This is a genomic window from Microbacterium sp. UMB0228 (genome assembly GCF_002871415.1).
GTDB lineage: Bacteria > Actinomycetota > Actinomycetes > Actinomycetales > Microbacteriaceae > Microbacterium.
In genome coordinates this window covers 154,347-174,354 of the sequence record NZ_PNFU01000006.1, presented here as the reverse complement: position 1 = coordinate 174,354, position 20,008 = coordinate 154,347, and the positions used below count along the sequence as shown (strand labels likewise).

Sequence of the window (20,008 nt, the reverse complement as noted above, 5' to 3'; positions counted from 1 at the left end):
GGGCCTTCTCAAGGCGTCGGATCAGAAGTTGATCATGTGGCCGGCGAGGCCGTGGAAGCCCTCCTGCAGTGCCTCCGACAGCGTCGGGTGCGTGTGCACGTTGCGGGCCAGCTCGAGAGCCGTGAGGTCCCACTTCTGCGCGAGGGTGAGCTCGGGCAGCAGCTCGGACACGTCGGGGCCGATCATGTGCGCGCCGATGAGCTCCAGGTGCTCGGCGTCGGCGATGAGCTTGACGAAGCCGACCGGCTCGCCGAGGCCGTGGGCCTTGCCGTTGGCCATGAACGGGAAGGTCGCGACCTTGATCTCGCGCCCCTCGTCCTTGGCCTGCTGCTCGGTGAGTCCGAACGAGGCCACCTGCGGCGAGCAGAACGTCGCCCGCGGCATCATGCGGTAGTCGCCCAGCGTCATGGTCTCGGCGCCGCCGATGGTCTCGGCCGCGACGACGCCCTGCGCCTCGGCGACGTGCGCGAGCTGCAGCTTGGCGGTGACGTCGCCGATGGCGTAGATGCCCTCGACGTTCGTGCGCATGTGGTCGTCGATGTCGATCGCACCGCGCTCCGTGAGCTTCACACCCGTCTTGTCGAGTCCGAAGCCCTCGACGTTCGGGGCGAACCCGACCGACATGAGCACCTTGTCGGCCTCGATCGACGCCTGCTGGCCGTCCTTGCCCGTGTACGAGACGGTCACCGAGGAGCCGTTGTCGACGACCGACTCGACCTTGGTCGAGGTGAGGATGTCGACGCCGTAGTTCTTGTACTGCTTGGTGATCTCCTTCGACACATCGGCGTCCTCGTTGGGGAGGGCGCGGTCGAGGAACTCGATGATCGTGACCTTCACGCCGTAGTTCGTCATCACATAGGCGAACTCCATGCCGATGGCGCCGGCGCCGACGATCACGATGGACTTCGGCAGCTCACGGGAGAGAATCTGCTCCTCGTAGGTCACGACGTTGTCGCTGAGCTGCACGCCGGGCAGCAGGCGCACCTTGGAGCCGGTCGCGATGATCACGTTGTCGAACGTGACCTCCTCGGTGGAGCCGTCCGCCTTCGCGACGGAGATGGCCTTGGGGCCGGTGAAGGTGCCGCGGCCGTCGTACTCGGTCACCTTGTTCTTCTTCATGAGGAAGTGGATGCCCTTGACCCGGCCGTCCGCGACGACGCGGCTGCGGTCGAACGCCTTGCCGTAGTCGATCGTGAACTCTCCGGAGATCCCGAAGAAGTCGGCCTTGTGGTTCAGGGTGTGCGCGATCTCCGCGTTCTTCAGGAGCGCCTTGGAAGGGATGCAGCCGACGTTGAGGCAGACACCACCCCAGTACTTCTCCTCGATGATCGCGGTGGACAGGCCGAGCTGTGCGCTGCGAACCGCAGCGACGTATCCGCCAGGACCTGCACCAAGGATGACGACGTCGTAATGTGGCATGCCTTAAGCCTATCGCTCCGAGGGGGCGTCGGAATCGGTCGGAGCGGGGCGCCGACGACCGCGCAGGGTGAGCCAGATGACGAGGGCGAGCACCGCGAGCGCGCCGAGGATCACGAGCACCCAGATCCACGCCGGAGCGGCTCCGGCGTCTTCTCCGGCGTCCGGCGCCGTCGTCGCGGTCGCCTCGGGGGTGGCGGTCTGCTCCGCCGTCGGTGCCGCCGTCGGGGGAGCGGTGGTGGGCTCGTCCGTCGCGGCGCCCTCGTCGCCGACGGTGAAGGAGAACTCGCCGGACGTGGGGTGGCCGTCGCTCGAGACGACCTTCCACACGACGCGGTACTCGCCGGCGGGCCCCGAGCCGGTCAGGGGCTGGGTCACGATCGCGCCGTCGACCGTCGGGGCGCCGTCGATCACGGACTCGCCGGCCGGATCGGTGACGGTGAGCTCCGTCGCACCCTCCCCGTCGATGAGCTTGGCGCTGAACGTCAGGGTCAGCTCCGCCGGCAGGGTCTCCACGCTGCTGTCCGCCGCGGGCGACGACGACACGAGGGCGTCGTGGGCCGAGGCCGACAGCGGGGAGAAGAGGACGAGGAACGCGGCGAGGAGGGTGGCCGCGAGGGCGATCGGGGCCGCCGTGCGGCGCAGGGCTGTGGTCTTCACGAGTCCAGCCTATGAATCCCCGGTATGGGAACGCTGAGTGCGAAAGCGGCCTCCCGCGCACCCCGTCGGATCGGATAGTCTGGACGACCAGGAGGGCACAGTGACAGACAGCGACAGCCGACCGGCCGGTGAAGCCGCCATCCATCGCTCCGGCGAGCCGAGACACGATGTGACGCAGACGTTCGGACACGATTCCGATCTGTCGTTCGTGCCGTTCGGCGTGGAGTTGACCGATGTCGAGCAGTCGGCCATCGCGGCGCTGCCCTCGGGCTCCGCACTGCTGCTCGTCCGCTCCGGCGCCCTCGCCGGCGCCCGATACCTCCTCGACACCGACGTCACCACCGTCGGTCGTCACCCGGAGGCCGACATCTTCTTCGACGACGTCACGGTGTCCCGTCGTCACGCGGAGATCACCCGCACCGGGACGACGTTCGAGATCATCGACCAGCGCTCCCTCAACGGCACCTACGTGAACGGGGAGCGCGTCGATCGAAGCGCCCTCGCGGACGGCTCCGAGCTGCGCGTCGGCAAGTTCCGCCTGAACTTCTTCGCTTCTCCGCTCGACCGCGCGGCGAACGCCTGATGGCGGCGACTCCCGCCCGCGAACGCTCGGCGTCCGCGGGCCTGCTGAGTATCGGTCAGGTGCTCGCCCGCCTCACCCCGGAGTTCCCCGACCTGACCTCCAGCAAGTTGCGGTTCCTCGAGGTGCAGGGCATCGTCCGCCCCTGCCGTACCGAATCCGGCTACCGCAAGTTCTCCGCGTCCGACATCGAGCGGCTGCGCCTGGGCCTCACGCTGCAGCGGGATCACTACCTTCCGCTCAGCGTGATCCGCGAGCAGCTCGATGAGGCGGAGGCGTCCGGCGAGACCGCCGCGCTCGCGCCGCCGCCCTCCATCGCCCCCGCGCCGCGTCGCTACCGCCGCGAGGAGCTGCTCGCCGCGGCGGGCGCGGGACCACAGCTGCTCAACGACGCGATCAGCACGGGTGTCATCACCGCCCAGGAGACGTACCCGGAATCCACCGTCGCGCTGCTCCGCGGGCTCGTCGCCCTCGATCGGCACGGCATCGAGCCTCGGCACCTGCGCTCCCTGCGGCAGGGCGCCGAACGTGAGGTGTCGCTCATCGAGTCGGCGCTCTCCACGCTGCTGCGTCGCACGGACGCGGCGTCCCGTGCTCGCGCCAACGAATTGGCCCCGGAGCTGGCCACGCGGATCGACGATGTGCGGACGCTCTTCGTGAAGGACGCGCTCACCCGGATCCTTTCGTAACGAACTGATTGCGACACACCTTCGGCGTCGCACGGATGTCGTTGCCGGTGCCGGGACCCTGCTCTACCGTGGAGATAACCGTTCCAGGGAGGATTTCAGATGAATGCGGATGAGCTCGCAGGCGACCCGCGGTTCGTGACCGAACTCCTCTTCACGGACGGTCTGCCCGCGATGGACGACGAGGTCGGCTACCGCGGCGCCGTGGCGGCCCGTGCCGCCGGCATCACCTACCGTCAGCTGGACTACTGGGCCCGCACCGAGCTCGTGGAGCCCACCGTGCGCGGTGCGAACGGCTCCGGATCGCAGCGCCTCTATGGCTTCCGCGACATCCTCGTGCTCAAGCTCGTCAAGAGCCTGCTCGACACCGGCATCTCCCTGCAGCAGATCCGCACCGCGGTGGACGAGCTCCGCCGTGCGGGTATCCGCGACCTCGCCGGCACGACCCTCATGAGCGACGGCGCCTCGGTCTACCTCTGCACGTCGAATGACGAGGTGATCGACCTCGTCAGCCGCGGCCAGGGCGTGTTCGGCATCGCGGTGGGCAAGGTCCTCCGCGAGGTGGAGTCGACGCTCGTCGCGTTCGATCCGACCGCACCGGACCCCGTCGACGAGCTGTCGGCCCGTCGCGCCAAGCGCACCGCCTGACGCGTCCCCTCCCGCTTCACGAAGAACGGCCACCCTCGAAGAGGATGGCCGTTTCGTCGTTCCGCGGGATCAGCTCTGTGGTCCGTTCTCCGGCACCGGGACGCGGCCCGTCCGGATGATGCGGTCGAGGAGCTGGTCGAAGTCGGCGGCGAGCTCCTGTGCGGAGTCGCCGGGCCAGATGTGCAGAGGCTTCGCGGCGCCCTGGGCCTGCTGGAGCGAGGTGCGTTCGGGCAGCTGGGGCGAGAGCACCAGGGGACCGAACATGTCCCGCAGCTCCTTGATGCGGAACTGGTGCTCGATCGACTGCGGACGGACGCGGTTGACCACGATCCCCAGCGGCTGGAGGCGCGGGGAGAGGCCCCGACGGATCTCCTCGATCGCGCGGAGCGCACGGTCCGCCGCGGCCACGGAGAAGAGGCCGGGCTCGGTGACGACCATGACGCGGTCGCTGGCGGCCCACGCCGTTCGCGTCAGGGCGTTCAGCGACGGGGCGCAGTCGATGAGCACGAGGTCGTAGTCGGCCTCAACTGCCGCGAGGGCCTCCTCGAGCTTCCACACGTCGCGGACGCTCGGGTGCGGGCCGTCGAAGTTGATGGCGGACGGACTGCCGATCAGCACGTCGATCGTGCCGGGGTGGACCTTGGCCCAGCCGCTGGAGGTGATCGCCTGACGGACGGTCTTCTCCTTCGGGTTCGCCAGCACATCGGCGATGTTGAGTCGTCCCGCGACCTGGATGTCCATCCCGGTGGAGACGTCGGACTGCGGGTCGAGGTCGACGACGAGCGTCCGGACACCCCGGGCGAAAGCCGCGGAGGCCAGCCCGAGTGTCACGGTCGTCTTGCCGACGCCTCCCTTGAGAGAGCTGACGCTGAGTACGTGCACGGACTCCACGTTACCTTCCCCTAGGCTGGGGGAACACTCAGCCCCGCCCCATGTGCGTGCTTCGGCCGTGCATCGAGCTCTCAGAGGTGTGCATGTTCCAGAAGATCCTTGTGGCGAATCGTGGCGAGATCGCGATCCGGGCATTCCGAGCGGCCGTGGAGGTGGGGGCGCGCACCGTCGCCGTCTTCCCGCACGAGGACCGCGGCTCGGTCCACAGGCTCAAGGCCGACGAGGCGTACGAGATCGGCGAGCGCGGCCATCCGGTCCGTGCCTACCTCGACGTCGACGAGATCATCCGCGTCGCGACCGAGGCCGGCGCCGACGCCATCTACCCCGGCTACGGCTTCCTCTCGGAGAACCCCGAGCTGGCGGAGAAGGCCGCAGCGAACGGCATCGTGTTCATCGGGCCGCCGGCGAAGGTCCTCGAGATGGCCGGCAACAAGGTGGAGGCGAAGCGCCACGCCGTCGAAGCGGGCGTCCCCGTGCTCCGGTCCACCGAGGCCTCGGACGACGTCGACGCCCTGGTCGCCCAGGCGGAGGAGATCGGGTTCCCCCTCTTCGCCAAGGCGGTGGCCGGGGGAGGTGGGCGTGGCATGCGGCGCGTCGAGACGATGGGCGATCTCGGCCCTGCCCTCGCCGAGGCCATGCGGGAGGCCGGCAGCGCCTTCGGCGACCCCCGCATGTTCCTCGAGCAGGCCGTCGTGCGGCCCCGGCACATCGAGGTGCAGATCCTCGCGGACAAGACCGGTCAGACGGTGCACCTGTTCGAGCGGGACTGCTCCGTGCAGCGGCGGCATCAGAAGGTCGTCGAGATCGCTCCCGCCCCCAACCTCGACGACGACGTGCGCCAGGCCCTGCACGGCTACGCCGTCGCGTTCGCGCGCTCGATCGGCTACGAGAACGCGGGCACCGTCGAGTTCCTCCTGGAGACGGCGGGGGAGCGCGCCGGCGAGGTCGTGTTCATCGAGATGAACCCGCGTATCCAGGTCGAGCACACGGTGACCGAGGAAGTCACCGACGTCGACCTCGTGCAGAGCCAGATGCGCATCGCCGCGGGGCAGACCCTCGCCGAGTTGGGACTGCAGCAGGAGAATCTGCACCTGCGGGGTGCCGCACTGCAGTGCCGCATCACCACGGAGGACCCGACGCAGGGCTTCCGCCCAGACACCGGGAAGATCACGACCTACCGCTCGCCCGGCGGCGCGGGGATCCGCCTGGACGGCGGCACCGTGCACCAGGGCGCTCAGATCAGCCCGCACTTCGACTCGATGCTGGCGAAGCTCACGTGCCGCGGACGCGACTTCCCGGCCGCCGTCGCCCGCGCGCGCCGTGCCCTCGCCGAGTTCCGCATCCGCGGCGTCTCCACGAACATCCCCTTCCTCCAGGCGCTGCTCGACGACGAGGCGTTCATCCGGGGCGACGTCAGCACGTCCTTCATCGACGAGCGTCCGGAGCTGCTCCGCGGACGCGAGTCGAAGGACCGCGGGACGAAGATCCTCAACTGGCTCGTCGACGTGACGGTGAACAAGCCGCACGGTGCGCATCCCGGCGTCATCGACCCCGCGACCAAGCTGCCGCCGATCGACCTGGCCGCCGAACCCGCGCCCGGCTCCCGGCAGCGGCTGCTCGAGGTCGGCCCGGAGGAGTTCGCGCGCGGTCTGCGTGCGCAGAGCGCGCTCGCGATCACGGACACGACGTTCCGAGACGCGCACCAGTCGCTGCTCGCGACCCGCGTCCGCACGAAGGACCTCGTCGCCGCCGCGCCGTACCTCGCCCGGCTGACACCGGAGCTGCTGTCGGTCGAGGCCTGGGGCGGCGCCACCTACGACGTGGCGCTACGCTTCCTCGGCGAGGACCCGTGGGAGCGGCTCGACAAGCTGCGCGCGGCTCTGCCGAACGTCGCGATCCAGATGCTGCTGCGCGGCCGGAACACGGTCGGCTACACGCCGTACCCGACGGCGGTGACCGAGGCCTTCGTCGCGGAGGCGGCGGCGAGCGGCGTCGACATCTTCCGCATCTTCGACGCGCTCAACGACGTGGAGCAGATGCGCCCCGCGATCGAGGCGGTCCGCGCCACGGGGACGGCCGTCGCGGAGGTCGCGCTCTGCTACACCGGCGATCTGCTGGATCCGGCGGAGGAGCTCTACACCCTCGACTACTACCTGGGGCTCGCGGATCAGATCGTCGCCGCGGGTGCGCACATCCTCGCGATCAAGGACATGGCGGGACTGCTCCGTCCCGCCGCCGCCGCGAAGCTCGTCTCGGCGCTCCGGGAGCGCTTCGACCTGCCCGTGCACCTGCACACCCACGACACTCCGGGCGGACAGCTCGCCACCCTCCTCGCGGCCAGCGCCGCCGGCGTCGATGCGGTGGACGCCGCGTCGGCCCCGCTGTCCGGCACGACCAGTCAGCCGTCGCTGTCGTCGCTCGTGGCCGCCCTCGCCCACACGGAGCGGGACAGCGGGATCTCCCTCGCCGCGGTCTCCGACCTGGAACCGTACTGGGAGGCGGTGCGTCGCCAGTACGCGCCGTTCGAGTCCGGGCTCCCGGGGCCCACGGGGCGCGTGTACCACCACGAGATCCCCGGCGGACAGCTGTCGAACCTCCGGCAGCAGGCGAAGGCTCTCGGCCTCGCGGACGACTTCGAGCTCATCGAGGACATGTACGCCGCCGCGGACCGCATCCTCGGACGCGTGCCGAAGGTCACCCCGTCGTCGAAGGTCGTGGGCGACCTCGCCCTGCACCTCGCCGCGGTGAAGGCCGACCCCGCAGACTTCGAGGCGAACCCCGAGAAGTACGACGTGCCGGACTCCGTGGTCGGGTTCATGGCCGGAGAGCTCGGCGACCTCCCCGGTGGCTGGCCGGAGCCCTTCCGCTCCAAGGTGCTCGCGGGGCGTTCCGTGCGCACGGGGCTCACGGCGCTGACGGAGCAGGACGAGGCGGAGCTGGCCGGGACGAGCGAGCAGCGCCGTTCTCGCCTGAACACGCTGCTCTTCCCCGCCCCCACGGCCGAGTTCGCGGAGCGGCGCGAGCAGTACGGCGATCTGTCCGTGCTCGACACGAGCGACTACCTCTACGGGCTGGTCCCCGGCCAGGAGCACCTCATCGAGATCGACCGAGGAGTACAGCTCTACGTCGGTCTCGAAGCCATCGGCGAGGCGGACGACAAGGGCATGCGCACCGTGATGACGACTCTCAACGGTCAACTCCGGCCCGTTTTCGTGCGCGATCGCTCGATCGCCGTCGACGCGCACGAGGTGGAGAAGGCCGACACGTCGGTGCCCGGTCAGGTGGCCGCGCCGTTCTCCGGCGTGGTCACGCTCAAGGCCGAGGTGGGCGCGACCGTGCGGGCGGGCGAGCCGGTCGCGTCGATCGAGGCGATGAAGATGGAGGCCGCCATCACCGCCCCGGTGGACGGGGTCGTGGAGCGGCATGCCATCGCCGAGACGCAGCAGGTGGACGCGGGTGATCTTTTGGTCGTGATCCGACCGGCGCACTAATCTTGTGCGGGCGAGGCCGCGCACCCTGGGCGCATCCCGAGGCCCGCACAGGTTGGGAGTGACACGTGACCGCGAAGAAGAACGCCGACCCCGAGGACAGTCCGCTGGGAGTGCTCGACGACGCCGCGTCCGTCGACACCGCCGGCATCGGCATCCTCGGCGGGACCGCGCAGGTGCGGGTGACCCTGCCGGCGGAGGAGGACGACGACCTGGCCGACGACGGCGTGGTGGAGGGAGAGGTCGGCATCGATCTCGTCGTCGACGACCTCACCCTCCCCTCCGCGCCGACGCCCGTCCTCGACCCGCCGCGCATCCACGAGGTGATCGACGCGGTCGTGGTGGAGGAGCCGGTGCCGACCGTGGTTGCCGCGCCGGAGCGGGCCGCTGAAGAGAAGGCGGCCGCCCTCTTCGTCGCGAAGGCCGATGCCGACCGTGCGGAGGTCCCGGCCGCGAAACCGGCGCGGGACCCGCAGGTGCCCGTGCAGAAGGAGACCACGATGCCCGAAGCCGACGACACACCCGCGGCCTCCGCGCCCGCACGTCCGGCGCCGCGGTCGGATGTGACCCTCACCGCGAAGCGTCTGGGGGAGCTGGGGGAGTCCGCTCGCGAGTCCGCGGACCTCCTCACGACCGATCGCCTCCTCGACCCGCACCGGGTGGCCAAGCCCGAACCCGAGGGCGGGTGGAGTCACCTGCTCTACACGTTGTCCGGTCGGCGTTTGAACATCGGCGACGGGCGCCGTGCGCGCGAGCGCAAGGAGCTGACCGCGCGCATCGCGGCCCCGCTCGCCGGCGGCGCCCGCTTCGTGCCGGTGCTCTCCCGCAAGGGCGGGGTGGGCAAGACCACCGTCACGGCGCTCCTGGGCATGGCCCTCGCGGACGCGCGGGAGGACCGTGTCATCGCGGTGGACGCGAACCCCGATCGGGGCACTCTCGCCGACCGGGTGCAGCGCGCCGCGCACGGCAAGTCCGTGCGCGACCTCGTCCGCATCCGGGACGACGTGCGCGGCTACCACGACATCTCCGCGATCGTGGCTCGGGATGCGACACGCCTCGACGTGCTCGCGTCGGACGCCGATCCCCGTGTCGCCGAAGCCTTCAGCGACAGCGACTACCGCGATGTCGCCGACGTGGCCGCGCACTACTACTCGCTCGTCCTCACGGACACCGGGACGGGGATCGTCCATTCAGTGATGTCGGCCACCCTCGACCTCGCCGACCAGATCGTCATCGTCTCCGGCCTCAGCGTCGACGAGGCGCGACTGGCCTCCGAGACGCTCACGTGGCTGGAGACCAACGGGTACGCGCAGCAGGCGCGGGATGCGATCGTGGTGCTCAACCAGTCGACCCCGGGCACGCCGCTCGTCCGCCTCGGAGAGCTGCAGGCGCACTTCGCGTCGCGGGCCCGCAGCGTCGTGCGCGTGCCGTACGACCCGCAGATCGCCGCGGGCGGGACGATCGTCTTCGCGAACCTCCTCCCCGAGACCCGGAAGGCGGCGCGGGAACTCGCCGCGCTCCTCGTCGAGGGCCTCCGGACGAAGGCCGCCTGATGACGGTTCGAGAGATCCGCATCTTCGGCGACCCGGTCCTGCGGACGGTGTGCGCGCCCATCGAGGAGATCGACGACGGCGTGCGCGCCCTGGTCGCCGATCTCCTGGAGACCGTCGAGCTTCCGGGGCGCGCCGGCGTGGCGGCCCCGCAGATCGGCGTCGCGCTGCGCGCCTTCAGCTACAACGTCGACGGCGAGATCGGGTACGTCCTCAACCCCGTGCTGACGGAGGTGCGCGGCGAGCCGGAGCCCACGGGGGAGGGCTGCCTCTCCGTCCCCGGACTCTGGCACGACGCGCAGCGCCACCCTTGGGCCCGGGTCGAGGGGATCGACCTCGACGGACAGCCCGTGGTACTCGAGGGCGACGGCTTGCTCGCGCAGGCGCTCCAGCACGAGACCGACCACCTCGACGGCACGCTCTTCCTCTCCCGGCTCGACCCGGAGACCCGGAAGGTCGCGATGCGCGAGGTCCGCGAGAGCTCCTGGTTCTAGCTGCCGACCCACCCCTTTTCGTACGAACCGGCCCCTTACGCGCGAGCGCAAGGGGCCGGTTCGGTCAGAAGGGGGTGGGTCGACGAGGGGCGTCAGCCGCCGATCGCGACGTTGGTGGTGGCGACGGGCTCGTCGTAGATCGCGGAGATCTCGTCGGCGAAGTCGTTCATGATGATGTTCCGCTTGATCGACAGCTTCGGGGTGAGGTGGCCCGAGGCCTCCGTCCACTCCGAGTCGAGGATCGTGAACTTGCGGATGGACTCCGCACGCGACACCCGCTCGTTCGCCGCGTCGACCGCGCGCTGCACCTCGGCGCGGACCTGCGGGTTGGTCGAGGCCTCCGCCAGCGTCATCTTCTCGTCGAGGCCGTTGTTCGCGAGCCACGTCGGCAGCATCTCGGGGTCGAGCGTGACGAGCGCCGAGATGAACGGACGCTGGTCGCCCACGACGACGACCTGCCCGACGATCGGGTTCGCGCGGATCGGGTCCTCCAGGGCCGCGGGAGCGACGTTCTTGCCGCCCGCCGTGACGATGATCTCCTTCTTGCGTCCGGTGATCGTGAGGAACCCGTCGGCGTCGAAGCTGCCGATGTCGCCGGTGTGGAACCAGCCGCCGTCGCTGAACGCCTCGGCGGTGGCCTCCGGGTTGTTCCAGTACTCCTTGAAGACGTTGATGCCGCGCACCTCGATCTCGCCGTCGTCGGCGAGACGCACGCCCACGCCGGGGAGGGCGGGACCGACGGTGCCGATCTTCGACTTCGAGGCGAGGTTCACCGTCGCGGGCGCGGTCGTCTCGGTCAGGCCGTAGCCCTCGAGGATCACGACGCCGAGGCTGTGGAAGAAGTGACCGAGGCGGGCGCCCAGGGGAGCGGAGCCCGACACCGCGTAGACGACCTTGCCGCCCATGGCCTCGCGGAGCTTGGAGTAGACGAGCTTGTTGAACAGCGCGAACTTGAGCTTCGTCCCGAACGGGATCTTCTTGCCCTCCTCCAGCAGCCGGGAGTGCTCGATCGCGACGTCGGCCGCGGCGCGGAAGATCTTGCCCTTGCCGCCCGCCTCGGCCTTCTGCTCGGCGGAGTTGTAGACCTTCTCGAACACGCGGGGGACCGCGAGGAGGAAGGTGGGCTGGAACGAGCCGAGGGCCGGGAGCAGCTGGCGCGTGTCCGGCTGGTGACCGGTGCGCACCCCCGCGTGCACGTTGAGGATGGAGATGAAGCGGGCGAAGACGTGTGCCGTCGTGATGAAGAGGAGGGTGGAGGACCCCGGCGTCTGCACGACCTCGTCGAGCGCCTTCGCGGAGTTGCGGGACAGCTCGACGAAGTTGCTGTGGGTGAGCACGCAGCCCTTCGGTCGCCCGGTGGAACCCGAGGTGTAGATGAGGGTGGCGATGTCGGAGCCGACGGCGAGGTTCCGGCGGCGCTGGATCTCCTCGTCGGAGACCGACGCCCCCTGGGCGGTGAGCGTGTCGATCGCGCCCAGGTGCAGCTGCCAGACCTCCCGGAGCAGCGGCAGGTCGCCGCGCACCTCGTCGACGCGAGCGAAGTGCTCCGGCGACTCGACGAGGAGGGCGATCGCGCCGGAGTCCTCGAGGATCCATTGGATCTGCGACGGCGAGCTGGTCTCGTAGATCGGCACCATCACCGCACCGGCGTAGAAGAGGGCGAAGTCGACGAGGCTCCACTCGTAGGTGGTGCGGGCGAGGAAGCCCACCTTCTCGCCGGGCTGGATGCCCGCGGCGGCGAAGCCCTTCGCGAGCGCGATCACCGCGGTCTCGAAGTCGGCGGCGGTGATGTCGCGCCATCCGTCGCCCTGCGGGACGGAGAACAGCGCCCGGTCGGGAGTCGCCTCGACGCGCTTCGCAAGCAGGTCGGCGACGTTCGCGTCGGGATCGGCGGGGACGATCGCGGGGACTTCAAACTGGACCACGGCAGCTCCTTCGGTACCGGTCGGGCACGGGCGTTGGTCCGAGTCTAGGGCATGGCACCGGGTCGCGGTCAGGGTGAAACTGAGTCGCTTTCCCGAGGTGGCGAGGGGGAACAGCGGGACGATCCGCGACACGGCGCTAGACTTCACCTCGATGTTCTACTGGCTGATGAAGTACGTCGTGATCGGCCCCGTGGTCAAGGCCGTGTTCCGCCCCTGGATCGTGGGGCGGAAGAACGTGCCCGCGACCGGAGCGGCGATCCTCGCCAGCAATCATCTCTCCTTCGCGGACTCGATCTTCCTCCCGCTCGTGATCGACCGGCCCATGTCGTTCCTCGCGAAGAGCGACTACTTCACCGGGAGGGGTCTCAAGGGGTGGTCCACCCGCTTCTTCATGAAGGCGACCGGGCAGCTCCCCATCGACCGCTCGGGCGGAAAGGCCTCGGAGGCATCGCTCAACACGGGTCTCCAGGTTCTCGGCGGGGGCGACCTCCTCGGCATCTATCCGGAGGGCACCCGCAGCCCTGACGGCAAGCTCTACCGCGGCCGCACCGGCATCGCGCGGATGGCACTCGAAGCCAAGGTCCCCGTGATCCCGGTCATCATGGTCGACACCGACACGGCCATGCCCATCGGCCGGCGGATCCCGCGCGTCATGCGGGTCGGGATCGTCATCGGCGAGCCCCTCGACTTCTCCCGGTACGCCGGCATGGAGAACGACCGCTACATCCTCCGCTCGGTCACGGACGAGATCATGGTGGCGCTCCAGCGGCTCGGTCAGCAGGAGTACGAGGACGTCTACGCATCGACCGTCAAGGACCGCCTCCCGAGCCGCGTCACATAGGCTCCAGGGGGCGTCTCGGCGGTGTCGCCGCCCACTAGGCTGGACGCATGCTCCCGCACCACATCGAAGCCCTTGATGCCTGGCGCTCGCTTCCCATCAAGCAGCAGCCGCAGTGGCCAGACGCCGACCGCGTCGCCGACGTCTCCCGGCAGATCTCGAGCCTTCCGCCGCTGGTCTTCGCCGGTGAGGTCGACAACCTCCGCGATCGTCTCGCCCGGGCAGCCTCCGGGCAGGCCTTCCTGCTGCAGGGCGGCGACTGCGCCGAGACGTTCGCCGGCGCGACCGCCGAGCAGATCCGCAACCGCATCAAGACGGTGCTGCAGATGGCCGTGGTGCTCACGTACGGCGCCTCCATGCCGGTCGTCAAGATGGGACGCATGGCCGGGCAGTTCGCCAAGCCGCGCTCCAGCGACACGGAGACCCGCGGCGAGGTCACGCTCCCGGCGTACCGCGGCGACATCGTCAACGGCTACGACTTCACCGAGGGCTCGCGTCAGGCCGACCCCGGTCGTCTGCTGCAGGGCTACCACACCGCGGCGTCGACGCTGAACCTCATCCGGGCGTTCACGCAGGGTGGATTCGCCGACCTCCGCGAGGTGCACTCCTGGAACAAGGGCTTCGCCCAGAACCCCGCCAACCAGCGCTACGAGCGCATGGCCGCGGAGATCGACCGGGCGATCAAGTTCATGGAGGCCGCCGGCGCCGACTTCGACGAGCTCAAGCGCGTCGAGTTCTTCACCGGGCACGAGGGCCTGCTCATGGACTACGAGCGGCCGATGACGCGCATCGACTCCCGGACGGACACCCCGTACAACACCTCGGCCCACTTCCTGTGGATCGGGGAGCGCACGCGCGAGCTCGACGGCGCGCACGTCGACTACTTCTCCAAGATCCGGAACCCGATCGGCGTGAAGCTGGGCCCCACCACGACGCCGGAGACGGCGCTGGCGCTCATCGACAAGCTCGACCCGGAGCGCGAGCCCGGACGCCTGACCTTCATCACGCGCATGGGCGCCGGACGCATCCGCGACGCGCTGCCCCCGCTGCTGGAGGCCGTCCGGGAATCCGGCGCGCAGCCGCTGTGGGTCACCGACCCCATGCACGGCAACGGCATCACCACTCCGACCGGGTACAAGACGCGACGCTTCGACGACGTCGTCGACGAGGTCCGCGGCTTCTTCGAGGCGCACCGCGCGGTGGGCACGTTCCCCGGCGGCATCCACGTCGAGCTGACGGGAGACGACGTCACCGAGTGCCTGGGCGGTTCGGAGCAGATCGACGAGGCCGCGCTCGCGACCCGTTACGAGAGCCTGTGCGACCCGCGCCTGAACCACATGCAGTCCCTGGAGCTGGCGTTCCTCGTCGCCGAGGAGCTCGAGAAGCGCTGATCCGCGAGGAGGATGCACGAAGGGGCCGGAACGATGTTCCGGCCCCTTCGTCGTCTCGGTCTCAGCCGGCGAAGCCCATGGTGAGCGTGATCCGTGTCCCCTTGCGCTGCGGTTCGGACGGGCTGTACGCCTCCACCCGCGTGTTCTCGTTCGCGAGGAGATCCCAGACGGAGTCGGGGAGTCCGGTCTTGCTCGTGTAGCTCCAGGTGAAGCCCGCGTCACGCAGGGCCGCGGTGGCCTCGTTGCGCGTCATACCCGACACGTCGGGGACGTCGAAGAGCGGCGGACCCTGCGAGACGATGAGCTGGATGGTCTCGCCCGGCCTCCACGCGCCTTCCTCCGCCCGGTCCGCGTATCCGATGACGCGGTCCTTGCCGATGGAGTCGCTCGGGCGGTAGATGCTCTCCTCGGCGACCCGGAGGCCTTTGCCGGTGAGCGCTTCGGTGGCCTGCTTGACCGTCATGTCCGTGACATCCGGAACCGGTCCGCGTGACACCTGGATGGTCGCGGTGTCTTTCTCGTGCACCGTGCAGCCCTCTTCGCAGCCGAAGGCGTCTCCGCCGTCCCGGGGAGTGATGCGCACGTCGATCACCGACCCGTTCTCCGCGTCGGTGAAGAACTCCTCGTCGTCGGTGATCTCCAGGTTCGCCGCCTCCAGTGCCGCGCGCACGTCGTCGGCGGGCTGCCCGGCGACGGCAGCGAGGTCGTGCGGGGCGGGACCGGCGGAGACGACGACGGCGACCGTGGTGCCCTTGTCGACTCGGGCGCCCGTGCCGGGATCGGTCTCGATGACGATGCCCCCATCGACGTCGACGGAGAACTCCTCGCGCTGCGTCGGTACGAATCCTGCTTCGGTGAGATCGGCCGCCGCCTCCTCGTACGTCTGTCCTGCCACCTCGGGGACCGCGATCAGGGAACCGGGCCCGGAGCCGAACCACCAGCCCACACCGCCGGCGAGGACGGCGAGCAGGAGCACGAGGGAGAGGAGGAAGGTGCCGCGGGCGCGGCGCTTCGAGGCCCGCCGACGGAGGATGGTGGCGTTGTCGATGCCGGCGGAGGTGGCCGTCGCCGGCTCCGGGAGCACCATCGTGCCCGGCATGACCTTGGTGAGGTCGCCGGAGTCCGCCTGGTCACGGGCGGAGCCGGTCGTCCGGGTCACGGCGGGGGCGACGCCGATCTCGCGCTCGATCTCACGCAGCCGCTCCAGCATCTGCTGCGCGTCGTCAGGTCGCTCGTCCGGCGATTTCTCCGTCGCCCAGAGCACGAGCTCGTCGAGTTGCTCCGGAATCGCGGGGTTGCGCACACTGGGGCGGGGGACCGATTCGGTGGCGTGCTGGAACGCGATCTGCATCGGCTGCTCGCCCTTGTAGGGCTGCTCGCCGACGAGCATCTCGTAGAGCATGATGCCGAGCGCGTAGATGTCGCTGCGGGCGTCGGCCGTACCGCGCGTGACGAGCTCAGGGGCGAGGTAGGCGATCGTCCCGAGCAGCTGCTGCCCGGTCGCCGTGTTCGCCGTGGTGGCCCTGGCGAGACCGAAGTCTCCGATCTTGATCCGGCCGTCTTCCGCGAGCAGCACGTTCTCCGGCTTGACGTCGCGGTGGACGATCCCGGCGCGGTGCGCGGCGGACAGTCCGGCGAGCACGGCATCCATGATCGTGATCGTCTGGGCGACCGTCAGGCGCTTCTGCTCGCGGAGGAGTTCACGCAGGGTGATGCCCGGCAGGTACTCCATGACGAGGTAGGCGAGTTCGCCGTCCTGACCCTGGTCGAAGACGTTGACGACATGCGGGTCGGCCAGACGGGCGGCCGCGCGGGCCTCCTGGATGAACCGGCTCTGGAATGCCGAGTCGTCGCTCAGGTGCGCGTGCATGACCTTCAGGGCGATGCGGCGCTCGAGGCGCAGGTCGGTGGCGACGTAGACGGTCGCCATCCCGCCGCGGGCGATCCGTGCCCGTACACGGTAGCGACCGTCGACAAGCCGCCCGATGAGGGGGTCGGCCTGATGATTGGTCGTCACGACAGAAGTCTAGGGACGATTGGCTGAAAGCCCCGGGAACGCCTCACCCCTCGGGGCATCCGGATTTCCGGAAGCGTCACCCGTGCTGGGCAAGCCATGCGTACGCCTGTGCCTCCCACTGCCCGTAGCGCTCGGGGTAGGCGGAGATCTGCACGGCCTGAGCCGCGTCGGTGAACGACAGGGATTCCCACCCGGGGATGTCGAACAGGCCGCGGGTCACGTCGCCGTTGGGGTCCCCGGTGCCGCCGTAGAAGACCCGCGTGCTCCGTCCCGCATCCATGATCTGCTCCGGGGTGCCCCAGCCGGTGCTGGGACGCTGCTGGAACAGACCGAGCGAATCGCGGTCTCCCCAGTCGAGGTTCCGCAGGCCCGACTCCACCATCCCTGTCGCGAGCGCGGTGGCGATCGCGCGGTCGGAGGCGCCCAGCTCACGGCCGATGCGGATGATGAGGGAGGCATTGGCCGCCTGCTCCGCATTCAGGGCGGCGGTGCGCTGGCCGCTCGGGGCGGCCGCGGGCGTCGGCGCCGGAGCACCCTGGACGGCGAGCTTCTGACCGGGATAGATGATCGACGAGGCTTCGAGGCCGTTCCAGGCGAAGAGGGACTGCGTCGTGGTGCCGTACTTCTGGGCGATCGAGAACAGCGTCTCACCGGCGGCCACGGTGTGCGTGGCGGCGGCCGGTGCGGGAGCGGGCGTCGACGGTGCTGCGGCCGGAGCGGCCGCGGGGGCGGCGGGTGCACCCGCGGAGACGACGAGCTTCTGGCCCGGGTAGATGATCGCGCCCTGGGGCAGGCCGTTCGCGGCGAGGACGGCGCTCACCGAGGTCCCGTACGTCTGGGCGATGGCGAACACCGTGTCGCCGGCTGCGACGACGTGCGTCTTCGCCGCGGCAGGGGCGGGCGTCGCGGCCGGGGCCGGAGCCGCCGCAGGTGCCCGCAGGGAGAGAGTCTGGCCGGGGTAGATCACGGAGCGCATCGAGAGCCCGTTCCAGCTGAGGACGTCGGCGGTCCGGAGTCCGTACCGACCGGCGATGCCAGCGACCGTGTCGCCCGGCTGCACGACGTGCCCCGGTGGCACGTTCTGCGTGGGGACGACGCGCGTCGGAGCGACGCGCTGGCGTTCGTGCGGTGCGAGCGGTGGTGCGGGTGCGGCGGCGGGTGTCGCCGTCAGGGTGGCGGCGAGAGCGCCGGCCACGGCTGTCTGCAGGATCACGTCGGGCCCCCTTTTCGAGCACTTCACGCTGACACGGATGTATAGAGATGTCAACAGAAGTGACGGGTGTGACGTGTGGGACGGAAGTGACGAACATGCGACCGGGCCGTGGAGGTGAGATAGTGGCACCGTGTCTGAGAACGTCGCTGCAACCCCTGATTCCGCGCTCGAGTGGCTGACCATGCCCGACCTCGTCGAGGTCCTCGGCGAGCCGTTGGGTCGCGTGCGACGCCTGATCGACGAGCACTACCTCGTCGGCTCGCGCCGCAGCGGTGTCTTCGCGGTCCCCTCGGTGTTCATCGTGGACGGACAGCCGCTGAGCTCGCTGCGCGGAACGATCATCGTGCTGCAGGACGCCGGGTTCTCCGACGACGAGCTGATCGACTGGCTGCTCGCCGAGGACGAGACCCTCGGGCGTTCGCCGATCGCCTCTCTCCTCGCGGGGCACAAGAGCGAGGTGCGTCGGCTCGCGCGCACGCTCGCCTGAGCCTGCTCAGGAGGAGCGCACGGTGGCGGCCCTGGCGAGGTCGCGCAGCTCGCCGACCGCTGCGTCGTCGAGGCGCGCGCCGGACAGTGCGCGGTCGGCGTCCCTGGCGTAGTCGGCGATCATTGTCTCGACGCGGTCCAGAGCCCCGGTCCCGGCGATCGTCTCCTGCAGGAACGAGACCTGGGACGTCGACAGGTCGGGATCGCCGAGCATCTCGTCGAGCACCCGGCGGGCCGAGGTGTCCAGGTGCTCCCTGGTGAAGGCGATGAGCACGGTCCGCTTGCCCTCCCGCAGGTCGTCGCCCGCGGGCTTCCCGGTGACGGCCGCGTCGCCGAACACGCCGAGCACATCGTCGCGCAGCTGGAAGGCGAGACCGAGCGGATGCCCGAAGCGGCGCAACGCCCGCGTCTGCTCGTCATCGGCGCCGGCCAGGCTCGCTCCGAGGACCAGCGGCTGCTCGATGCTGTAGCGCGCCGATTTCAGCGAGGCGACGCGGAGCGCTCGCTCGGCGTGCTCGCGGTCGTCGCTCACGCTCCACGCCGACTCCTCGGCGATGTCGAGGAACTGCCCGGTCGTGACGTCGCGACGCATCCGGGCATACTCCGCCCGCACGGTCCTCGCCTCGGGGTGCCCGTCGAGCGCCGACTCCAGGAGGTCGTCGCTCCAGGCCACGAGGAGATCGCCGAGCAGGACGGATCCGGCGCGCCCGAAGGCGGCGGCGTCGCCCCACCATCCGGCGGCGCGGTGCGAGGACTCGAGTGCGCGGTGGGCGGCGGGGCGTCCTCGACGGGTGTCCGAGTTGTCGATCAGGTCGTCATGGACGAGAGCGGCGGACTGGAAGATCTCGAGGGCGGCGCAGGCGTCCCACAGGTGGTCGTCCTCGACCACGCGACGATCGCGGAATCGGGCGACCGCACGCCACCCGGCGTGGCAGAACCGGGCGCGCAGGCGCTTGCCGCCGGAGAGGGTGTCCGCCGCCGCGGCGAGGAAGGCGGCGGCGTCCTCGCCGTACTCCGCCGACTCGGCTCGCATGCGGTCGAGGAAGACGTCCAGTCGCGCGGCCACGGCGTCGGGGACGGAGGGGGAGGGGGACGTCACGACTCCCAGCATACGTAAAGGATGTGAGGCGGGAACCGCTAGCCCCGGACGCTGCTCGCGCGTAGACTGGAGGGCACGATACCCGAGGGGGATGAGATGCCACTCTCCGAACAGGAGCAACGTCTGCTCGACGAGATGGAACGCCATCTCCTGCACAATGACGCCGATGTCGTGAGCGCGCCGTCGGGTGATCGCACGCTGAGCTATCGCAACCTCGTCTACGGGGCCCTCCTCCTGCTCGCCGGTATCGGCGGACTGGTCGTGGGTGTCATCCTGGGCGACGTCTGGGGCATCGTGGTCGGCGTCATCGGCTTCGCGGCCATGCTCGGCGGAGTGATGCTGGCCGTCACTCCGGTCCGGCGCAGCGGTCCGACAGAGGCCCGCACGCGCACGGTCCCGAAGCGGCAGGACTCCTCCTCCTTCATGGATCGCATGAACGACCGGTGGGATCGGCGCCAGGACGGCCACTGAGCCCCTCCCTTCTCCTCCACCAGGAAGCCCGGATGCTGAGCATCCGGGCTTTTTCGTGTCTTCGGTGCATTGACGCCTTCTGAGCCCTCCACTGGCCCTCCACCGGCCCTCCACCTTCCTCCACCGCGGAATCTCGCGGGTCGCGGGCGCGCTGC

General features: G+C 70.0%; 17 protein-coding genes. 10 read left to right on the top strand and 7 right to left on the bottom strand.

The features are described from left to right. Positions 1-21: 21 nt before the first annotated feature. Both lpdA and CJ226_RS14560 read right to left on the bottom strand, forming a co-directional pair. Positions 22-1,419 carry a dihydrolipoyl dehydrogenase gene (gene lpdA, locus CJ226_RS14565; protein WP_025105110.1) on the bottom strand — a complete coding sequence of 466 codons (1,398 nt, stop codon included), beginning with the start codon at positions 1,417-1,419 and terminating at the stop codon, positions 22-24. 9 nt (positions 1,420-1,428) lie between these two features. Next, entirely contained in the window at positions 1,429-2,076 is a 648-nt protein-coding gene (locus CJ226_RS14560) for a copper resistance CopC family protein (RefSeq protein WP_102209621.1), read from the bottom strand. A 100-nt stretch (positions 2,077-2,176) separates the two neighbouring features. Here CJ226_RS14560 and CJ226_RS14555 point away from each other — a divergent pair, with 100 nt between their 5' ends. The 3 genes from CJ226_RS14555 to CJ226_RS14545 all read left to right on the top strand — a co-directional run bounded on the left by CJ226_RS14555 (position 2,177) and on the right by CJ226_RS14545 (position 3,990). After that, entirely contained in the window at positions 2,177-2,659 is a 483-nt protein-coding gene (locus tag CJ226_RS14555; RefSeq protein ID WP_025105108.1) for an FHA domain-containing protein, read from the top strand. After that, positions 2,659-3,345: a MerR family transcriptional regulator gene (locus CJ226_RS14550; RefSeq protein WP_102209620.1), complete on the top strand. Its 687-nt coding sequence runs from the start codon at positions 2,659-2,661 to the stop codon at positions 3,343-3,345. Before CJ226_RS14555 ends, CJ226_RS14550 begins: the two co-directional genes overlap by 1 nt. 99 nt (positions 3,346-3,444) lie before the next feature. Continuing rightward, positions 3,445-3,990 (top strand): MerR family transcriptional regulator, encoded by a 546-nt coding sequence (locus tag CJ226_RS14545; RefSeq protein ID WP_025105106.1) that lies wholly within the window; start codon positions 3,445-3,447, stop codon positions 3,988-3,990. Between the two features lie 69 nt (positions 3,991-4,059). Here CJ226_RS14545 and CJ226_RS14540 read toward each other — a convergent pair whose 3' ends face one another. Then, a complete protein-coding gene (locus CJ226_RS14540) occupies positions 4,060-4,872 on the bottom strand; it encodes a ParA family protein (protein WP_025105105.1) in 813 nt (270 codons plus the stop codon). A 92-nt stretch (positions 4,873-4,964) separates the two neighbouring features. On the opposite strand from CJ226_RS14540, the gene CJ226_RS14535 reads away from it, so the two are divergent. The 3 genes from CJ226_RS14535 to def all read left to right on the top strand — a co-directional run bounded on the left by CJ226_RS14535 (position 4,965) and on the right by def (position 10,413). Further along, complete coding sequence (locus CJ226_RS14535) at positions 4,965-8,372, top strand: pyruvate carboxylase (RefSeq protein WP_102209619.1); 3,408 nt, start codon at positions 4,965-4,967, stop codon at positions 8,370-8,372. Between the two features lie 65 nt (positions 8,373-8,437). Further along, positions 8,438-9,922 carry a MinD/ParA family protein gene (locus CJ226_RS14530; protein ID WP_102209618.1) on the top strand — a complete coding sequence of 495 codons (1,485 nt, stop codon included), beginning with the start codon at positions 8,438-8,440 and terminating at the stop codon, positions 9,920-9,922. Next, positions 9,922-10,413 carry a peptide deformylase gene (gene def, locus CJ226_RS14525; protein WP_085607896.1) on the top strand — a complete coding sequence of 164 codons (492 nt, stop codon included), beginning with the start codon at positions 9,922-9,924 and terminating at the stop codon, positions 10,411-10,413. The genes CJ226_RS14530 and def overlap by 1 nt, the downstream gene beginning before the upstream one ends. Positions 10,414-10,505: 92 nt before the next feature. Here def and CJ226_RS14520 read toward each other — a convergent pair whose 3' ends face one another. After that, positions 10,506-12,338: a long-chain fatty acid--CoA ligase gene (locus tag CJ226_RS14520; protein WP_025105101.1), complete on the bottom strand. Its 1,833-nt coding sequence runs from the start codon at positions 12,336-12,338 to the stop codon at positions 10,506-10,508. 151 nt (positions 12,339-12,489) lie between these two features. Between CJ226_RS14520 and CJ226_RS14515 the strand changes: the two genes are divergently transcribed. Then, entirely contained in the window at positions 12,490-13,179 is a 690-nt protein-coding gene (locus tag CJ226_RS14515) for a 1-acyl-sn-glycerol-3-phosphate acyltransferase (RefSeq protein ID WP_029989867.1), read from the top strand. A 47-nt stretch (positions 13,180-13,226) separates the two neighbouring features. Further along, the gene (locus tag CJ226_RS14510) at positions 13,227-14,567 is read left to right on the top strand and encodes a class II 3-deoxy-7-phosphoheptulonate synthase (protein WP_029989865.1); all 1,341 of its coding nucleotides are present in this window, start codon (positions 13,227-13,229) and stop codon (positions 14,565-14,567) included. A gap of 61 nt (positions 14,568-14,628) precedes the next feature. On the opposite strand, the gene pknB is transcribed toward CJ226_RS14510, so the two are convergent. Together pknB and CJ226_RS14500 are read right to left on the bottom strand one after the other, a co-directional pair. Continuing rightward, positions 14,629-16,584 (bottom strand): Stk1 family PASTA domain-containing Ser/Thr kinase, encoded by a 1,956-nt coding sequence (gene pknB / locus CJ226_RS14505; RefSeq protein ID WP_102209617.1) that lies wholly within the window; start codon positions 16,582-16,584, stop codon positions 14,629-14,631. Between the two features lie 76 nt (positions 16,585-16,660). Further along, on the bottom strand, positions 16,661-17,797 hold the full coding sequence (locus CJ226_RS14500) for a LysM peptidoglycan-binding domain-containing protein (RefSeq protein WP_257996676.1): 1,137 nt from the start codon (positions 17,795-17,797) through the stop codon (positions 16,661-16,663). 130 nt (positions 17,798-17,927) lie between these two features. Between CJ226_RS14500 and CJ226_RS14495 the strand changes: the two genes are divergently transcribed. Next, positions 17,928-18,284 (top strand): Rv2175c family DNA-binding protein, encoded by a 357-nt coding sequence (locus CJ226_RS14495; RefSeq protein WP_025105098.1) that lies wholly within the window; start codon positions 17,928-17,930, stop codon positions 18,282-18,284. 6 nt (positions 18,285-18,290) lie between these two features. Here the strand turns inward: CJ226_RS14495 and CJ226_RS14490 are convergent, their stop codons facing one another. Beyond that, positions 18,291-19,394: a polyprenyl synthetase family protein gene (locus CJ226_RS14490; protein ID WP_062633972.1), complete on the bottom strand. Its 1,104-nt coding sequence runs from the start codon at positions 19,392-19,394 to the stop codon at positions 18,291-18,293. Between the two features lie 84 nt (positions 19,395-19,478). Between CJ226_RS14490 and CJ226_RS14485 the strand changes: the two genes are divergently transcribed. Next, positions 19,479-19,853, top strand: coding sequence for a DUF3040 domain-containing protein (locus CJ226_RS14485; RefSeq protein ID WP_102209615.1), 375 nt, complete (start codon positions 19,479-19,481; stop codon positions 19,851-19,853). Positions 19,854-20,008: the final 155 nt, after the last annotated feature.

Bases quoted from the DNA above. Each gene is read 5' to 3' on its own strand.
- lpdA (WP_025105110.1), bottom strand. From the start codon at position 1,419: ATGCCACATTACGACGTCGTCATCCTTGGTGCAGGTCCTGGCGGATAC.
- def (WP_085607896.1), top strand. From the start codon at position 9,922: ATGACGGTTCGAGAGATCCGCATCTTCGGCGACCCGGTCCTGCGGACG.
- CJ226_RS14490 (WP_062633972.1), bottom strand. From the start codon at position 19,394: ATGCTGGGAGTCGTGACGTCCCCCTCCCCCTCCGTCCCCGACGCCGTG.
- CJ226_RS14485 (WP_102209615.1), top strand. From the start codon at position 19,479: ATGCCACTCTCCGAACAGGAGCAACGTCTGCTCGACGAGATGGAACGC.
- CJ226_RS14550 (WP_102209620.1), top strand. From the start codon at position 2,659: ATGGCGGCGACTCCCGCCCGCGAACGCTCGGCGTCCGCGGGCCTGCTG.
- CJ226_RS14515 (WP_029989867.1), top strand. From the start codon at position 12,490: ATGTTCTACTGGCTGATGAAGTACGTCGTGATCGGCCCCGTGGTCAAG.
- CJ226_RS14545 (WP_025105106.1), top strand. From the start codon at position 3,445: ATGAATGCGGATGAGCTCGCAGGCGACCCGCGGTTCGTGACCGAACTC.
- CJ226_RS14535 (WP_102209619.1), top strand. From the start codon at position 4,965: ATGTTCCAGAAGATCCTTGTGGCGAATCGTGGCGAGATCGCGATCCGG.
- CJ226_RS14510 (WP_029989865.1), top strand. From the start codon at position 13,227: ATGCTCCCGCACCACATCGAAGCCCTTGATGCCTGGCGCTCGCTTCCC.